Source organism: Nocardia sp. NPDC002869 (assembly GCF_046764065.1).
GTDB classification, from domain to species: Bacteria; Actinomycetota; Actinomycetes; order Mycobacteriales; family Mycobacteriaceae; genus Nocardia; species Nocardia rhamnosiphila.
Window position 1 is genome coordinate 1 of sequence record NZ_JBKOOL010000070.1, and the last position, 15,019, is coordinate 15,019.

Annotated in this window: 13 protein-coding genes, 1 tRNA gene and 1 pseudogene; 8 read left to right on the plus strand and 7 right to left on the minus strand. The window is 68.2% G+C overall.

What is annotated here, in order from left to right; genetic code table 11:
- The 3 genes from ACLML9_RS15030 to arcA all read right to left on the minus strand — a co-directional run.
- Positions 1–198: hypothetical protein (locus tag ACLML9_RS15030; RefSeq protein ID WP_411946107.1), on the minus strand; the 198-nt coding region annotated here is incomplete at its 3' end.
- A 13-nt stretch (positions 199–211) separates the two neighbouring features.
- The gene (locus ACLML9_RS15035) at positions 212–571 is read right to left on the minus strand and encodes a GntR family transcriptional regulator (protein WP_411946108.1); all 360 of its coding nucleotides are present in this window, start codon (positions 569–571) and stop codon (positions 212–214) included.
- Between the two features lie 29 nt (positions 572–600).
- Positions 601–1,863 carry an arginine deiminase gene (gene arcA, locus ACLML9_RS15040; protein ID WP_411946109.1) on the minus strand — a complete coding sequence of 421 codons (1,263 nt, stop codon included), beginning with the start codon at positions 1,861–1,863 and terminating at the stop codon, positions 601–603.
- A gap of 126 nt (positions 1,864–1,989) precedes the next feature.
- On the opposite strand from arcA, the gene soxR reads away from it, so the two are divergent.
- Positions 1,990–2,556 (plus strand): redox-sensitive transcriptional activator SoxR, encoded by a 567-nt coding sequence (gene soxR / locus ACLML9_RS15045; protein ID WP_411946110.1) that lies wholly within the window; start codon positions 1,990–1,992, stop codon positions 2,554–2,556.
- Here the strand turns inward: soxR and ACLML9_RS15050 are convergent.
- Positions 2,477–3,391, minus strand: a complete 915-nt coding sequence (locus ACLML9_RS15050; RefSeq protein WP_411946111.1) for an SDR family oxidoreductase — start codon at positions 3,389–3,391, stop codon at positions 2,477–2,479. The genes soxR and ACLML9_RS15050 overlap by 80 nt on opposite strands.
- Before the next feature lie 335 nt (positions 3,392–3,726).
- Between ACLML9_RS15050 and ACLML9_RS15055 the strand changes: the two genes are divergently transcribed.
- Positions 3,727–4,044, plus strand: a complete 318-nt coding sequence (locus ACLML9_RS15055) for a hypothetical protein (RefSeq protein ID WP_411946112.1) — start codon at positions 3,727–3,729, stop codon at positions 4,042–4,044.
- 53 nt (positions 4,045–4,097) lie between these two features.
- Here ACLML9_RS15055 and ACLML9_RS15060 read toward each other — a convergent pair whose 3' ends face one another.
- Positions 4,098–6,212 (minus strand): hypothetical protein, encoded by a 2,115-nt coding sequence (locus ACLML9_RS15060; RefSeq protein WP_411946113.1) that lies wholly within the window; start codon positions 6,210–6,212, stop codon positions 4,098–4,100.
- Between the two features lie 571 nt (positions 6,213–6,783).
- Here ACLML9_RS15060 and ACLML9_RS15065 point away from each other — a divergent pair.
- From ACLML9_RS15065 to ACLML9_RS15090, 6 genes and pseudogenes are all read left to right on the plus strand, one after another.
- The gene (locus ACLML9_RS15065; RefSeq protein WP_411946114.1) at positions 6,784–7,227 is read left to right on the plus strand and encodes a GyrI-like domain-containing protein; all 444 of its coding nucleotides are present in this window, start codon (positions 6,784–6,786) and stop codon (positions 7,225–7,227) included.
- On the plus strand, positions 7,224–7,676 hold the full coding sequence (locus ACLML9_RS15070; protein WP_411946115.1) for an effector binding domain-containing protein: 453 nt from the start codon (positions 7,224–7,226) through the stop codon (positions 7,674–7,676). The genes ACLML9_RS15065 and ACLML9_RS15070 overlap by 4 nt, the downstream gene beginning before the upstream one ends.
- A gap of 268 nt (positions 7,677–7,944) precedes the next feature.
- Positions 7,945–8,718: a hypothetical protein gene (locus ACLML9_RS15075; protein ID WP_411946116.1), complete on the plus strand. Its 774-nt coding sequence runs from the start codon at positions 7,945–7,947 to the stop codon at positions 8,716–8,718.
- Positions 8,708–10,858, plus strand: a complete 2,151-nt coding sequence (locus tag ACLML9_RS15080; RefSeq protein WP_411946117.1) for an Rv1355c family protein — start codon at positions 8,708–8,710, stop codon at positions 10,856–10,858. The genes ACLML9_RS15075 and ACLML9_RS15080 overlap by 11 nt, the downstream gene beginning before the upstream one ends.
- A gap of 16 nt (positions 10,859–10,874) precedes the next feature.
- The gene (locus tag ACLML9_RS15085; protein ID WP_411946118.1) at positions 10,875–12,737 is read left to right on the plus strand and encodes an EAL domain-containing protein; all 1,863 of its coding nucleotides are present in this window, start codon (positions 10,875–10,877) and stop codon (positions 12,735–12,737) included.
- Positions 12,738–12,826: 89 nt separating this feature from the next.
- Positions 12,827–13,951: pseudogene (locus tag ACLML9_RS15090) on the plus strand (glycosyltransferase).
- 51 nt (positions 13,952–14,002) lie between these two features.
- On the opposite strand, the gene ACLML9_RS15095 reads toward ACLML9_RS15090, so the two are convergent.
- Entirely contained in the window at positions 14,003–14,497 is a 495-nt protein-coding gene (locus ACLML9_RS15095) for a DUF4254 domain-containing protein (protein ID WP_411946119.1), read from the minus strand.
- Positions 14,498–14,851: 354 nt separating this feature from the next.
- Positions 14,852–14,927, minus strand: a tRNA-Ala gene (locus tag ACLML9_RS15100).
- Between the last annotated feature and the right edge of the window lie 92 nt (positions 14,928–15,019).

Here is a 15,019-nt window from a genome sequence, read left to right on the forward strand (position 1 = left end):
GGCCTCAACCCCGCGCCGCCGCAGGCGGCGCCAAAAACACAGCACCTTCACGAGCAAGCCCACTGTCGCCTTCACGACCGAGCCCACATACTCGCCCTCCCGACCGAGCCCACGGTCGCCCTCACGACCAAACCCCATACTCGCCCTCCCGACCAAGCCCACGGTCGCCTTCACGACCAAACCCACGGTCGCCTTCACGACCAAACCCACGTCACACGCCGAGCGCGACCTTGACGTAGTGGATCGCCGCGTCCCCGTCCAACCCCAGCCGCCGGATGGCCGCCACGTACTCCGAGGCCGCCCGCCCCGCCGCGTCGGCGGTGGGGTCGCCGGAGGAGGCGATGAACGAGCCCAGCCGGCCGCGGGTTTCCAGGACCCCGTCCTGCTCCAGTTCACGGTAGGCGCGGGCCACCGTGTTGGGGGCCAGGCCCAGTTGGGCGGCCAGGGCCCGCACTGTGGGGATCTTGGTGCCCGCGGCCAGTTCACCCGCGCGGACCCGGGCGATGACGGCGAGCCGCAATTGTTCGTACGGTGGGACGCCCGAATCGTGGGACACCGTGATCTCGAGCATGGCTCGTTCTTACCGCATCCGGTCGGGTTTCATACCGGATCCCGGGCAAGCGGGCAGGACAGACAGCGCGGCCCGCCGCGCCCCGACCCCAGTTCCGAGCCGGGAATGCGCAGCACTTCGATACCGGAATCCTCCAGTCGCGCGTTGGTCATTTCGTTGCGTTCGTAGGCGACGACGACGCCCGGCCGCAGTGCGAGGGTGTTGTTCCCGTCGTCCCACTGTTCGCGCTCGGCGGTGACCCCGTCGAGCCCGGTGTCGATCACGCGGAGTTTGTCGATCCCCATGGCTGCCGCCGCCGCGGGCAGGAAGGGTTCGGGACCGGTGACGACACAGTCGTCGGAGGTGCCGTCGCGATTGATCGTGTAAGCGGTGAGGGTTTCGCGGACTCCCGGATACATCACCACGGCGTCGGTGTCGACCATCGTGCACACGGTGTCCAGGTGCATGGTGGCGCGGTTCTGCGCGATCGGCACCACCAGCACCGTATGCGCCAGCCGGTCGTCGAACAGGCTGCGCGCCAGAGCTTCCGCGCCGGCCGGCGAGGTACGTTCGCCCACGCCGACCGCCACCACTCCGGGCGCCAGCAGCAGCACATCGCCGCCTTCGATGGGCGCGGTATGTGATTCGTAGGCCCGGCGTACGCCGAGAAACCGCGGATGGAAGGCGTAGATCAGGTCGGTGAGGGAGGTTTCCCGGGCGCGGGCCGGCAGGGCCAGGGCGGTGATGGCGACCTTGGGGCCGACCCAGAACGAGGAGTCCCGGGTGAACAGCAGGTTCGGCAGCGGGTCGATGACGAAATCACCGCCGTGGTGCATCCGGCGGACCAGCGAGGTGTTGTCGGCGGCGAAGGGCAGTTCGTCGAAGGTCATCCCGGCCATGAGGATTCGGGCCAGGTCGGTGGCCGGGACCCCACGCAGGTGGCCGGCCAGTTCGTCGGCGAGGGCGTGCCCGAGACGGCGGGCGTGCACGGCGGCGGAGATGCCCTGGATGCGGGCGGCGCCGCTCACCTCGAGGGTTTCGGTGAGCACATCGGCCAGTAGCGCGACCTCGACTCCGCGGTCGCGCAGCACCTGGGCGAAGATGTCGTGTTCCTGTTGCGCGCGTTCCACCCAGGGGATTCCGTCGAAGAGCAGCTGGTCGTTGTTGCGCGGGGTGAGGCGGCGCAACTCGTCACCGGGGCGGTGCAGCAGTACCGCGCGCAACGCGCCGACTTCGCTGGTCACCCCGTAGCCGGCGGGGGAAGGCCGGTGGTCGCGGGCGGATGTCGGATCCGGTACGGCATCTGGTCCCATGTCCCGACACTAATGCGCGAACGCGGTGTGGGCACGGCGACGTCCACCCGTTCGCGGGGCAGTTGCCCCGATTCCGCCCCCGGCTCCAGCAACCTGAAGTATTGTTCAGATAAAGGAGGAGTATCGATGCCGACAGCGGATTGGACCACCAAGGAGTTGACCCCCGGCCAGCTTTCCGAGCGTAGCGGAGTAGCCGTGTCCGCGTTGCATTTCTACGAACGCGAAGGCCTCATCTCCAGCCGTCGGACCAGCGGAAATCAGCGGCGCTATACCCGTGAGACGCTGCGCCGGGTGGCGTTCATCCGGATCTCGCAACGGGTCGGCATCCCACTGAGCGATATCCGGGCCGCCCTGGACCGTTTGCCGGAAGGTCGCACACCCACCCGGCGCGATTGGGAGACGCTGTCCACGGCCTGGCGCGAGGATTTGGACGACCGGATAACCCAGCTGGTCCGGCTGCGGGACAACCTGACCGGATGCATCGGCTGCGGCTGCCTATCCCTGGGTAGCTGCAAACTGGTCAACGAGAACGACCGGCTCGGCGCCGAGGGACCGGGCGCGCGCGTGCTGGACGTGCACCTGAACTGCCCGGACCGCGGTTGCGACGATATGCTCAGCGCGGTGCCGGAGAGTCCGGACTCGTTGTGTTCCCCGCTGGCCGGTCCCGATTCACCGACTGCTTCAGCGTGCTGAACCGCAGGTTGGCCTGCCGCATCAGCAGTTCGTAGGGGAAGGCGAACTTCCGCTTCCACCAGTATCCGAACCGGATATCGAACGAGCTGTACACCAGGAACCGGTTGCGTTCGATGCCCTTCAGGATCACCGCGGCGACCTTCTCCGGTGCCGCCGCGTGCCGGGTGAACAGCGAGATGACCCGCTGCACCCGCGGATGCTCCTTGTCGACGCCGACCAGGTCGAACGAGCGCACCAGCGGGGTGGCGACCGCGCCCGGGGTCACCACGTGCACCGAGATCCCGTGCTCGGCCAGTTCGAAGCGCAACACCTCGGACAATCCGCGCAGCCCGTACTTGCTGGCGCTGTACGCGGCGTGCCACGGCAGCGCCAGCAGACCGGCCGCCGACGAGACGTTCACCAGCGCGCCGCCCTGACCGGCACGCACCATCGGCGGCACGAACCGCTCGATCACATTGATCGGGCCCAGCAGATTGATATCGATCATCCGCCGCCAGTGCCGGATCTCGAGACTGTCGACCGTGCCCCAGACCGAGGTCCCGGCCACGTTCATCACCACATCGAGGCTGCCGAACCGCTCGTGCACGGTGGCCGCGAACGCGGCCACGGCGTCGTGGTTCGAGATATCGAACGCCTCGGCGATGAGCACGGTGCCGCCGGCCCGCTCGATCTCGGCGACGGTATCGGCCAGCCCGTCGGCGTCGATATCGGTCAACACCAGGTGCGCCCCGCGGGCCGCCGAGGCCAGCGCGGTCGCCCGGCCGATACCGCTGGCCGCGCCGGTGATCAGCGTTTTCGCGTCCTGTACCGATTTCCTGCGGTCGACCCGCCCCATGCTGCTACTCCCGATCGTCCGACTGCGCTGTCGGCAGCAGCCTACCGACCCGCGGGCCGGCGGGCACGGCGGAGACGGCGGCCGGGCGGAACGCCGCTACAGCAGCGGACGCACAAGCGCCCGGACGAGGCCCGCGGCCGTTTCAGGCGATGAGGCGGTCGAATACATTCCGCCGCTGTAGTCCAGGAAGGCTTCTTGAAAGCATGCGCCGACCAGGAGTGCGGCGACGGCGTCGGGGTCCGTGTCCGCGGCGACCCGGCCGAGCCCCACGAAGGAGATCGCGCAGCATTCTGGGGTTAGTGATTACCAACCCCGTTCTTCCTGGAGGTTCAGCAATGCGTGTCGGCATCTTCGGCGTCACGGGCGGCACCGGTCATCTGGTACAGCGGGCGCTCGCCGGGGGGCGCCACGACCGGGTCGCCGGCCTCGTCCGGCAACACGGCGATCCGAGCGCGCGCTACGACTTCGGCGTCACCCTCGCCTTCACCGCCGCCGTGCAGCACTACCTGTTCGGGCGCAGCTGGGATCAGGTCGCGCACAGCCGCGGCTCGGACCTGTTCGTAGACGGCATCCACCTCAGCGACCGCAGCGGCGCCGAGGTGATCGACCTGACCGGTAACTGGCTGGCGACCGCACTGCGCCGACCCCGATGACTACAACGCCCGGGCAGCAGGCATGCGGTCCGCGCCCGGGCCGCGCGCCCTTGTCACACGTCCCAGGGGTCCAGGCCGAACTCGGGAATCGTGTGGTCGAGGTTGGCGAGCCGCTTGACCGACGCCATGAGCGCCTGCCGATTCGCCGGGGTCGGGCGATCGCTGAACGCCCTCGCGATCGTGAAGTGATCGGTGGCCAGCCGATCGGCGATGGCGGTTCGAGTGGCGCGGCCGACCGAGTTCCATTCTTCGGGGCTGATATTGGCCCGCAGGGCGCGGTCGGAATCCCAGTGCTGTTCGACCCGTGCGATGAAGTCGCGGTTGAGCTGCGCAGCCGGGTCCGGCGCCAGAGTATGCCGGGCCAGGCTGTCGGCATCGGCCACCGCCTGCGCCGCGAAAGCCGCCTGCGCGTCGGTTCCGGCATGGTTCACCACCGCATTGCCGGAGGCGATGGCCTTCTGCAAAGGGCCGAAGCCGTACGGATTGCGCGATCGGGTCTCGTCCCGCACCGAACGGGCGCGCAGCGCATGGTTCACACTGCTGTGGGTGGACCCGGCGTCCAGTAGCACAGCCACCATGTTCTGATAGGGGACCCGGTTGTTGTCGAGATATTTGATAGCGCGCGCGAGTCCGAGATCAGTGTGGATTCCGCCCCACGCGTCGGCTTCCCGCCGCGCCAGCAGCCGCCAGTTCTGCCTGGCCATCGACGCCCATTCGTGCCCTTCCAACCGGCTCGCCGCCGTGGCCGCGTTCACCCGGTCACTGCGCATCTTGCCGAACGCCAACGGGCTGAGCGGGTTGACCGTGCGGCCCACGAGCCAGGCAGTGAGCGGCGAGGAGTTGACAGTGTTCAATGCGGCGAGGCTCGCGATCGTGCCGGCACCCGAACCGCCCCCGGAGCTTTTCCCGCCGCCGCCCATACCGAGCGCGGTACCGCCCGACCCGCCGCGCGCGCCCTGGATCGTGAGCGAGAACCGGTTGGCCATCCAGTCCGAACCGCGCGTCAATCCCTTGGTCAGCCGGCCGAACTGCAGGATCGCGACGGCTTCCACGACCGCCGCGATGACGATGACGGCGAGCACCTGGCCGCGCGCCTGCTGGAACAGGTTGCCGAGGAACAGCAGGTACACCCCGATGAAGACGGTGTAGGCGCACATCCGGGCGGCGGCGATACCCGTGTTCACCAGGTTGCGCACCAGAAAGGTCTGCGTGGGCCCGAAGACGAAACCGCCCGCGGCGAATCCGAAGGTCGCCATGAACCCCTGCATGACCGCGTCCAGCGCGGCCCGCATCAGCCGATAGGACAGGACCACCGCGAACAACAGCAGTACGGCTGCCGAGACCAACAGCAACAGACCGGTGCCGATCTGTCCCATGCTCGGGTGCGCGGCGGCCGCGGCCGCCGCGGTGTCGCCGCAGGCCGCCAGTGCGCGCTGGGCGCGGTCGGCGTCCCCCGTGGCCACTCCCGAAGACCACGCCGCGGCACACGCGGACTGGTTGTCCACGATATGGCCGAAATTCCACACCTGCACCGGACGGCGTGCGAAATTGTCCGCCATATCGCCCTGCAGTGTGCTCACCGCCAGATCCGGGTTCCGGTTCGTGGACCCGTTCAGCCCCGATGCGACCGACAGACCGACGTCGCGGCCCTGGGCGAGCACCCCGTCGGAGCCCAGTGCGGCTGCCAGCGGGTCGGCCAGGAACAGCGGGCCCAGCACCGCTACGGCCAGCATCGTCACCGTCTGGATCACCGCGCGAGCATGGAAACCTCGCACGATGAACCAGGCCACGAAGAAAGCGCCGATCGAGGCCGTGGTGATCAGGACGGCGGGCGTGGCGAGCTGGCCGGCCAGCGCGCCGGCGGTACCGCGCAGCGCGTCGGCGAAGAAATCCAGCCAGGCGAAGCTCAGCGCGAAGCCGATGAACCAGATCGCGGTGGTCACGATGATCATGTAGCCGGCGAATTCCAGGCCGACGATGGTCCACACGATTGTGCCGCCCGGGTCGAGCAACCCGCCGTTGTCACTGATGTAGGTGTAATCGGCGAGTGCCACACCGAAGGAGTCCCGGACGTTCATCCAGGCCACCCCGTCCATCCGGCTCGATCCGGGGGTGCCGTCCTGGGCCACGGCCACCGCCCCGAGCGCCCCCGGCAGGACGGTCAGCACGAAGAGGCCGGCCAGGCACCACAGGAGGCGGCGACCCCATCTCGCTGCTGTCCGCGGTGCACTGCTTCCGGGCTCACCCCACAGGCGCATGGCCGTAGATCCGGCTATCGGGTTGCGCGTTTCGCGCGCTCGCCGAATGCGGGCACGGCCCGCCGGTCTGGTCTGCCGATCATGCTGGCATTGGTATCGACGCCGAATGAAATTCAGCTGAACTGGCAGTGGCGGATCGGGCCTGCCGCGGTGAATTACGAAATAATACCCGGCAAAACCCCCAGCCCTGAGAACAGGAGTAAAATGCCGAATTCAATTCGCGGTGAGTGGTATTCGATATCGAAATCGAATACTCCCGAATTGCCCGGCTGTGGCGTCCGGAGAAATTTCATCCCATGGTAATGGGTTCCGGATCGGACCGTGGGAACTCGGCCGATCCCGCCGTGCCGCGCTCGCGACCCCGGGGCGCGGCGCCGGGCGCGGGCAACCGGCCGGTATCGCCGTCGGTTGATAGCATGGCGGATCCAGCCGACCATTCGGTCGGCTTGCCGACCAGGACACATCTCGAAAGAGTCGTTCCATGCAGTTTGAATTCGTCGAGCGGGACGAGACGTGGGTGGCCGGACTCCCGGTACGCAGTCCCAAGCGTGCGCTCGGTGAGTTGTACGACCGCGACCTCGAAGGCGCCTGGGCATCGGTACTCCATCACGAGCTGGGCGGCCCCCTCGCCACGGCGTACACGGATTACTCGATGGAGCTGGGCACCTACAACACCCAGATCGTGGGATATCGGTGCAGTTCCTTCGACGAGGTCACCCGCGGACATCTGGTCGCCCGGTTGCCGCGCGGCACCTATGCGAAATTCTCCTCGGTGGGTAACTTCCCGCAGATCATGACGAGCCTGTGGACACAGATCGCCTACGCCGAGGAGCACCACCAGATCAACCGGACCTTCTCCGGTGATTTCGAGTTCTACCCGCACGCCTACAAGATCGATCTGTATCTGGCGGTCGAGGCCCGATGACCTACACGATCGTGGTGCGCGGCGAATCCGTGTACGCCGGACTCGTCTTCCCGAAGGTCCGGCCCAGTTTCAAGGTCAGCAACAGCGAGCTCATCGAGTTCCTGAAGGACCGGGTGCGGGAGCGGCTGGACGCCGCCGGATCGGCCGACGGCCAACGGCCCATGTACACCGTGTACGTCCGGACACCGACCGGAACCTACAACGCGCTGGTGTGTTTCGAGTACACCGACCCGGGCCGGGCCCCGGTCGGCGATGTACTGGTCCGGGTTCCCCGGGGCGTCTACGCCCGGTTCGTACCCAACGGCGACTACCACGATCCGGTCGAGGACGTCTGGGCCCAGGTCGACGACGCGACCGCGTCGGCGGAGATCACCCGGGCCTACCGCGAGGAGATCGAGATCTGGCACGGTTCGGAATCGGTGGAGCTGTTCATCTCCCTCACCCCCTGACCGCGAGCGGCACAGGTCGTTGCCTGCCGGTAACCAACTCGGTACCAACCGGTCTGGTGGTAACGGCGCCTGCCGATTTCATGCGGGTTGACCTGCGATAACGATCACACACCGAGCCTGTTTCCGGAAGATTAACCAGAGTTCTGGTCAATTGTCTTCCGATGACGGATACTGCACTGGGCACGCCGACGAGCCGGGGCGTCGGTCGGGCTGTGGACAACAAATCCCGCACGGCCCTCGCGTCGTGCGGCGAAAGAGTAGGAACTGCATGACTGTCGAAACGATCGCAGTCGGCCAGGAAGACCCGAGCCGCGGCCGCACTGTGAGATTTCGCGACAACGTTTCCGGATACGCCCTCTGCGTAACCACCCCACATCTCTCCCCCGGCCTGTGGCGCCGATATCTCGCGGGAGCGCGGGAAGCGTACCGCCACTTCGGGAACGAATCGGCCCTGGACTACGACGGTGTACTCGACGGGTCCTCGACGGCCCTGTTCTTCGCCGCCACCGACGCCCGCGGCGAACTGGTCGGCGGACTACGGGTCCAAGGCCCCTACACCTGGGTGTCCGAGGTCGGCTCGCTCGCCCCGTGGGCCGGCCGGGCGGGTGCGGCCGAACTGGGTCTGATGATGGCCCGGCGCATTCCGCGCGGAGTGGTGGAATCCCGGGCGGTGTGGGTCGCCCGGGACGCGCCCCGGCGCAACGAACTGGCCGCGGCCATCTCACGCTGTATGGCCCATGCGCCGCGCCTGCTCAACGCGCGGTACGGCTTCGCCACGGTCGCCTCCTTCACCACCGAACGGCACCGCGCCAGCGGCGGGGTGGTGGCCCAGCTGATCCCGCCGGTGCCCTACCCCGACGAGCGCTATCGGACCCTGCCCATTTGGTGGGATACCCGGACCTACCATGTATTTGCTGACAAGTTGCAGTATCTGCTGATGCGTGGTGAACTTCGCACTATGGGATTAGCTGAACCGAGTTCGCGGCGGTCGAATCGACTATTCGGGCACGGCGGGGAGGAATGCCACGCACATGGTCGGTGAGGCAGATCTCGGGGTGGAATACCGGCCGCTGATCCTGGACCCGAGCGATCCCGATGACGAACACGCCCTCGCGGGGCTTCGCGCCATCCCGCATACCGAGTTCAACGATCTACGGGGCCTGCTGGCCGCGGAGTTCGGCCGGCTCAACGATCCCCCGGACACCGGGGAGAGCGCGGCCGACGACCGCTGGGTCTACTACCCGTGGCGGCGCAGCGTGCTCGTGCTGCCGGGCCCGCGGACCTTCCGCGCGATCCGCCTGGACCGTAACCGCAACAAGCTGACCCGGGCCGAACAGGACCGGCTGAGCACCGTGACGGTCGGGGTGGTGGGTCAGAGCGTCGGTCACGCCATCGCCTACACCCTGGCGCAGGAGGGCGTATGCGGTAGGCTGCGGCTCGCCGATTTCGACGAACTCGAACTGTCCAACCTCAACCGGGTACCCGCCACGCTGTTCGATATCGCGGTGAACAAGGCGATCGTCACCGCTCGGCGGATCGCCGAACTCGATCCATACCTGCCTGTGGAAGTGCGCGGCGGCGGCGTGGACGCCGAAACCGCGGACGATTTCGTCGACGGTCTGGGAATCGTTGTGGAGGAGTGCGATTCCCTGGACATCAAACTGCTCATCCGGGAAGCGGCCCGGCGCCGCCGGTTGCCGCTGATCATGGAGACCAGTGACCGCGGTCTGCTCGATGTCGAACGTTTCGACCTCGAACCGGACCGGGCCCCGTTCCACGGCCTGCTCGGCGATACCAGGGCCGAACAACTGCGTGGCCTGTCCACCCGGGACAAAGCGCCCTACGTCGTCGGTCTGCTCGGCGCGCGCGATCTGTCGGCCCGGATGGCCGGCAGTCTCGTGGAGGTCGGTGAGACCCTCAACAGCTGGCCGCAACTCAGTGGTGACGTGGTGCTCGGCGCGGCCAGTGTCGCGACGGCGATCCGCCGGATCGGGCTGGGCCGGCCGCTGCGGTCCGGCCGTACCCGTGTCGATGTGGAGCAGGCGCTCGACGCGCTGGCCGACCCGGATATCGAGACCGAGCGATACCTCGCCGACCCCGAGTCCGACGACCCGGCCGGCACCACCATCGACCGCATCCTGGTCTGCGCGCAACGCGCGCCCTCGGGCGGCAACGTCCAGCCGTGGTCACTGCATACCGCGCCGCAGGAGCTGCGGATCGCACTCGAGCCCCGCCACACCACCGCCATGGACATCGGCTACCGGGGCAGCGCCGTGGCCCTGGGCGCCGCCCTCTACAACGCCCGGGTCGCGGCCGCGGCCTACGACGTACTCGGCCCCCACGAATACCTCGAAGGCACCGAACCGGACTCGCCGCTCACCGCGGTGCTCCGGCACGGCGGCGACACCGACCCGGCGCTGGCGGCGGACTATCCCTACGCGCTCGCCCGGGAGACCAACCGCCGGCTCGGATACGGCGGGCAGATCCCGGTCGGCGTCCTGGCCGGGCTGGCCGCGGCGGCGGCGGCCGAAGGCGCGCGGATGCGGGCCGTCACCGATTCGCCGGGGATCCGTACCCTGGCCGCCGTCCTGGCCGAATCCGACCGGATCCGCTACCTCACACCGCTACTGCACCGCGAGATGTTCGCGGAGCTGCGCTGGCCCGGCGAGGACCTGACCGACGGTATCGACACCCGGTCGCTCGAACTGGCGCCCGATGAGCGGGTCGCCCTGCAGATCGGGCGACGCGCCGATGTGATGGCCCAATTGCACAGCTGGTCGGCGGGTGCGGCACTGGGCGACTACGCCCGGGACAGAGTGCGCTCGAGTTCGGCCGTCGTCGCCCTGACCTTCACCCCGGAACCCGGCGCCGAGCCCGGGGCATTGACCGGTTATGCCCGCGCCGGGGCCGCGGTACAGCGGCTGTGGATCCAGGCGCAGCGGTCCGGCCTGGCCGTCCAGCCGATGTCCCCCGTCTTCCTGTTTTCCCGATCCCGTACCGAACTGGATGCGCTCTCCCCGGCATACGCGGATAGACTGTCCACACTTCAGGGTCGTTTCCTGGAAATACTGGAAGTGCCGGAACAGGACAGCGTGGCGCTGGTACTACGCCTGAGTTACGCGGCAGCTGCCAGCGTGCGGAGCCGACGGCGCCCGGCACCGGGCGCGGACAGCCGCAGATAGTGTGATCGGAGATCAGGTGCCTCGGCGGACACTCGACTCGCTGGTGACCGAAGTCGCCGCGGAGCTGATGGGCGTCGATTCGGCGACCATGGTGTCGGCGACCGAGCAGGTGCTGGCCATGCTGATCGACTATTTCGATGTCGACTTCAGCTACCTGCGGCACAACGATCCCGCGAACCGATCCACGGTGCTGGTGGCCGAGTGGCCGCCGCGCCAGGACGTGCCCGAACCGGATCCGCTCAAGATCGTGTATTTCGATCAGGCGGATTCGGTGTTCAAATCACTCGAGCACGCCACCGAACCGTTCCTCATCCCGGCCGGCGCCGCCGACTACCAGCAGACCATCCACTCCGCGTCCGGGCTGGGCGATATCAGCTCCGCGGCGGTGCCGCTGGTGTCCCGGGGCCGGTCGAGCGGTCTGCTCGGTTTCGTGAAGGTCGGCGACCGTGACTGGAGTACCCGGGAGTTGAACGTGCTCAAAGCCATCGCCACCCTGTTCGCGCAATTGCAGGCCCGGGTGGAAGCCGAGGAGAAGCTCCGCTTCATCGCCCTGCACGATGACCTGACCGGTCTGGCCAACCGCCGCGCGCTGCTGGAGCATATGGAGCAGCGGCTGCAACCGGGTAGTCCCGGCCCGGTCGCGGCCTTCTTTCTGGACCTGGACCGGCTCAAGGCCCTCAACGACTTCCTCGGCCACACCGCCGGGGACAAGTTCATCCGCACCCTGTCCGAGCGGCTACGGGACAATCTGGACCCCAACGATATGATCGCCCGCCTCGGTGGCGACGAGTTCGTGATCGTGCCCGCCAAACCCATGGACACCGTCGCCGCCGAATACGAGGCGACCCGGATCCAGGAACTGATCAGCCGCCGGGTCACCGTGGGCGGCGAGTCGGTGAGCCGCGGCGCCAGCGTCGGCGTGGCCGTCGGCATCCCCGGGGAGACCACCGTCGCCGATATCATGCGGCGCGCCGACCACGCGCTGCTGTCGGCCAAATCCGGCGGCGGCAACGGGGTGGCCCTGTTCACCGACGCCATGCGGGCCCAGTTCGAACTCCAGGACGATGTGGAACTGAACCTGCGCAGCGCGGTGGCCGACGGATCGCTGATCCTGCACTACCAACCCGAGGTGGATCTGCGCACCGGCCGGATCGTGGCCATGGAGGCGCTGGTCCGCTGGATGCATCCGACCCGTGGCCTGCTCCCGCCCGGTGCGTTCGTGACCGTGGCCGAGGCCACCAACCTCGCCGGTGAGCTGGGGCGCTGGGTGCTGCGCACCGCCTGCGCGCAGTTCGCGCAGTGGCGGCGGCAGGGGCTGGCGACGAATATGGTCATGCGGATCAATGTGTCGCCGGTGCAGCTGGTGAGCCTGGATTTCGTGGAGCGTATCGAGGATATCCTCCGGCATTTCGGAATCGACGGGAGTTCGATCTGCCTGGAGATCACCGAACACGTGGTGGTCCAGGATCTGGCCCGCACCCAGGTCACGCTGCGCGGGCTCAAACGGATGGGTGTCCAGATCGCCATCGACGATTTCGGTACCGGTTATTCTTCGCTCTCCCATCTCAAGGCACTGCCGGTGGACGCGGTGAAGATCGACCGGGGCTTCGTCCAGCGCCTGGGGGCCAGTACCGACGACCTGGCCATCGTGAAATCGATTATCGGGCTGGCCGGATCATTCGGTCTCGGGGTGGTCGGCGAGGGGGTCGAGACCCCGGTCGCGGCCCGCACCCTGGTCGGTCTGGGCTGCTACCGGGCCCAGGGTTTCCTCATCGCGCGCCCGCTGCCCGCCGACGAGGTCGGCGAACATCTGGCCCTCGGACGGATCCCGCTGAATCTGGACCTGCCGCGGGTGGGCCGCGGTATGCCCGCCCCGTAGCCACTCGAGGTCCAAATAACACGCGGCCTTCACCGCGAGTTCAACGCCCCGGTTCCGGTGGTAACCCGGCTCGCGCCACGATCGGCGACGTGCGCATCGTGCAACTGGCGAATTTCTACGGCCCACGCTCGGGGGGTCTGCGTACCGCGCTGCACCATCTCGGTGCGGGCTATGTGGCCGCCGGCCACGAGGTCGTGCTCATCGTGCCCGGGCCGCGGCGCACCGAAGAAGTACTACCGAGCGGAGCATTGCGGATCACTCTGCCCGCGGCCGGGATCCCGCGGACCGGCGGTTACCGGGCGGCCGACCCGCGCCGGGTCGCCGATGTCCTCGACGGCCTGCGGCCCGATGCGCTGGAGGTATCCGACCGGCTGACCCTGCGCGGATTCGGCCGCTGGGCGCGGCGCCGGGGCGTGGCCGGGGTGATGATCTCGCACGAACGCCTGGACCGGCTGCTGGGGCAGATCATGCCGGACCGGATCGCCCGGCGCTGCGCCGATATCGCCAACCGGCGCACCGCGGCCGAATACGACATGGTGGTGTGCACCACCGAATTCGCGCGGGCCGAGTTCCGGCGTATCGGCGCCCCGAATGTCGAGATGGTGCCGTTGGGCGTGGACCTGGACCTGTTCAGCCCGCGCCGCCACGACCACGGCCTGCGGGCCGACCTCGGGGTGCCCGGACAGCCCCTGCTGGTGCACTGCGGCCGGCTGTCGGTGGAGAAACGCGCCGATCGCAGTATCGAAGCGCTCGCCGAACTACGCCGGGCCGGGCTCGACGCGCGTCTGGTGCTCGCCGGTGACGGCCCGCGCCGGGACGCGCTCGAACGCCGGGCCGAACTGCTGCCGGAACTGCCGGGGGGGCCTGCCCGCGGTACATTTCACCGGGTTCATCAGCGACCGGTCGGATGTCGCGAGATTGCTGGCGACCGCGGATGTCTCGCTGGCCCCTGGTCCGCACGAGACCTTCGGTCTGGCCGCGCTGGAAGCGCTGGCCGCGGGTACCCCGGTGGTCGCGAGCAGGTCCTCGGCGCTGGCCGATATCGTCACCGCCGACTGCGGCGCGGTAGCCGCCGACGATCCGGCGGCGTTCGCGCACGCGGTCACCGACGTCCTGGCCCGGCCGCGCAGCGGCGCGGCGCGGCCCGGCGGCGAGCCGAGCAGTTCACCTGGCCCGCGGCCGTATCGGGAATGCTCGCGGTACTCGACCGCTGATGCCGCCGAACCGACCGGATCGCTCGCGATGCCGGGCACCGCGATCAGGTGTTACAGCCGGCCGGGTAGCCGCCGTCCGCCCCGGATGAGCTCGGTGATCAGTTCTGTATAGCCGTCGATCATTTCGGCCAGCCGGTGCCAGCGTTTGCGCGCGTGGTGATCGCGCGTGCCGTCGATCTCGACCACTTGGTTGGCGTCCACCCAGCCCCAGGCCATGCGATCGATCACCGCCCCCAGCGTTTCGGCGTGGATAGATACGTCGGCGTCGCGTTGCGGGGACCGCGCGTCGACCCACTCGTCGATATCCTCGACCAGCTCCCGGCGGCGATTGTCGACCTCGGCGACCGTGCGCGCGTCCCGCAGAGTCACCCGATGGCCGTGCAGGACGGCCAGTGCCCGCGCGGTGCGGAGGACGTCGTGATCCTCGAACCGGGTTCCCTGGAAGCTGCACAGCAACTGGGTCGCCGTCGGCAGGCCCATGGTGGCCGCGGGCACCGGCGGCCGCGTGCGCACGTCGCCCGGCACCACCACACTCTGTTCAAACATGATCGGCTCTCGATTCGGTCGTACCGCATATCGGACAGATTTGTTCAGGCGATGACAATAGTCGATGGATATAACTCACCAGCGGCAAAACGCACTATTGCGTTCGCTGATTCGAGACCATGAGGCACTCCATCTCTCACCGAATCGATTGCCCGCGAACGCAATGGACGGTTCCCGCGCCCACGGGCCACCGCGGCACCGAACGCGACCTCACGAAACGGAGCCGATCACCGCGACCCGACGCAGACCGCCACTCCGAGCGGCCGGCCACTTCACCCACTCGCCGCGCTCGGCTCGAAAAGAGAACTGCCCTCGACCGGATACCGGCCGAGGGCAGTCATACAAGAATTCCTGTGGTGGAGCTAAGGGGAATCGAACCCCTGACCTTCTCGATGCGAACGAGACGCGCTACCAACTGCGCTATAGCCCCGTGCGGCTCGGTGAACCGCGCTGTGCCACTCTAGCAAACAGGGCTACCAGAATCCGAATCGGGGCCCTGACCTGCGGTTTATCTCTTCTCCG

What these genes read in the sequence shown, in the direction of transcription:
- ACLML9_RS15035 (WP_411946108.1), bottom strand. Translation starts at nt 571, where the DNA reads ATGCTCGAGATCACGGTGTCCCACGATTCGGGCGTCCCACCGTACGAA.
- arcA (WP_411946109.1), bottom strand. Translation starts at nt 1,863, where the DNA reads ATGGGACCAGATGCCGTACCGGATCCGACATCCGCCCGCGACCACCGG.
- soxR (WP_411946110.1), top strand. Translation starts at nt 1,990, where the DNA reads ATGCCGACAGCGGATTGGACCACCAAGGAGTTGACCCCCGGCCAGCTT.
- ACLML9_RS15050 (WP_411946111.1), bottom strand. Translation starts at nt 3,391, where the DNA reads ATGGGGCGGGTCGACCGCAGGAAATCGGTACAGGACGCGAAAACGCTG.
- ACLML9_RS15055 (WP_411946112.1), top strand. Translation starts at nt 3,727, where the DNA reads ATGCGTGTCGGCATCTTCGGCGTCACGGGCGGCACCGGTCATCTGGTA.
- ACLML9_RS15065 (WP_411946114.1), top strand. Translation starts at nt 6,784, where the DNA reads ATGCAGTTTGAATTCGTCGAGCGGGACGAGACGTGGGTGGCCGGACTC.
- ACLML9_RS15070 (WP_411946115.1), top strand. Translation starts at nt 7,224, where the DNA reads ATGACCTACACGATCGTGGTGCGCGGCGAATCCGTGTACGCCGGACTC.
- ACLML9_RS15075 (WP_411946116.1), top strand. Translation starts at nt 7,945, where the DNA reads ATGACTGTCGAAACGATCGCAGTCGGCCAGGAAGACCCGAGCCGCGGC.
- ACLML9_RS15080 (WP_411946117.1), top strand. Translation starts at nt 8,708, where the DNA reads ATGGTCGGTGAGGCAGATCTCGGGGTGGAATACCGGCCGCTGATCCTG.
- ACLML9_RS15095 (WP_411946119.1), bottom strand. Translation starts at nt 14,497, where the DNA reads ATGTTTGAACAGAGTGTGGTGGTGCCGGGCGACGTGCGCACGCGGCCG.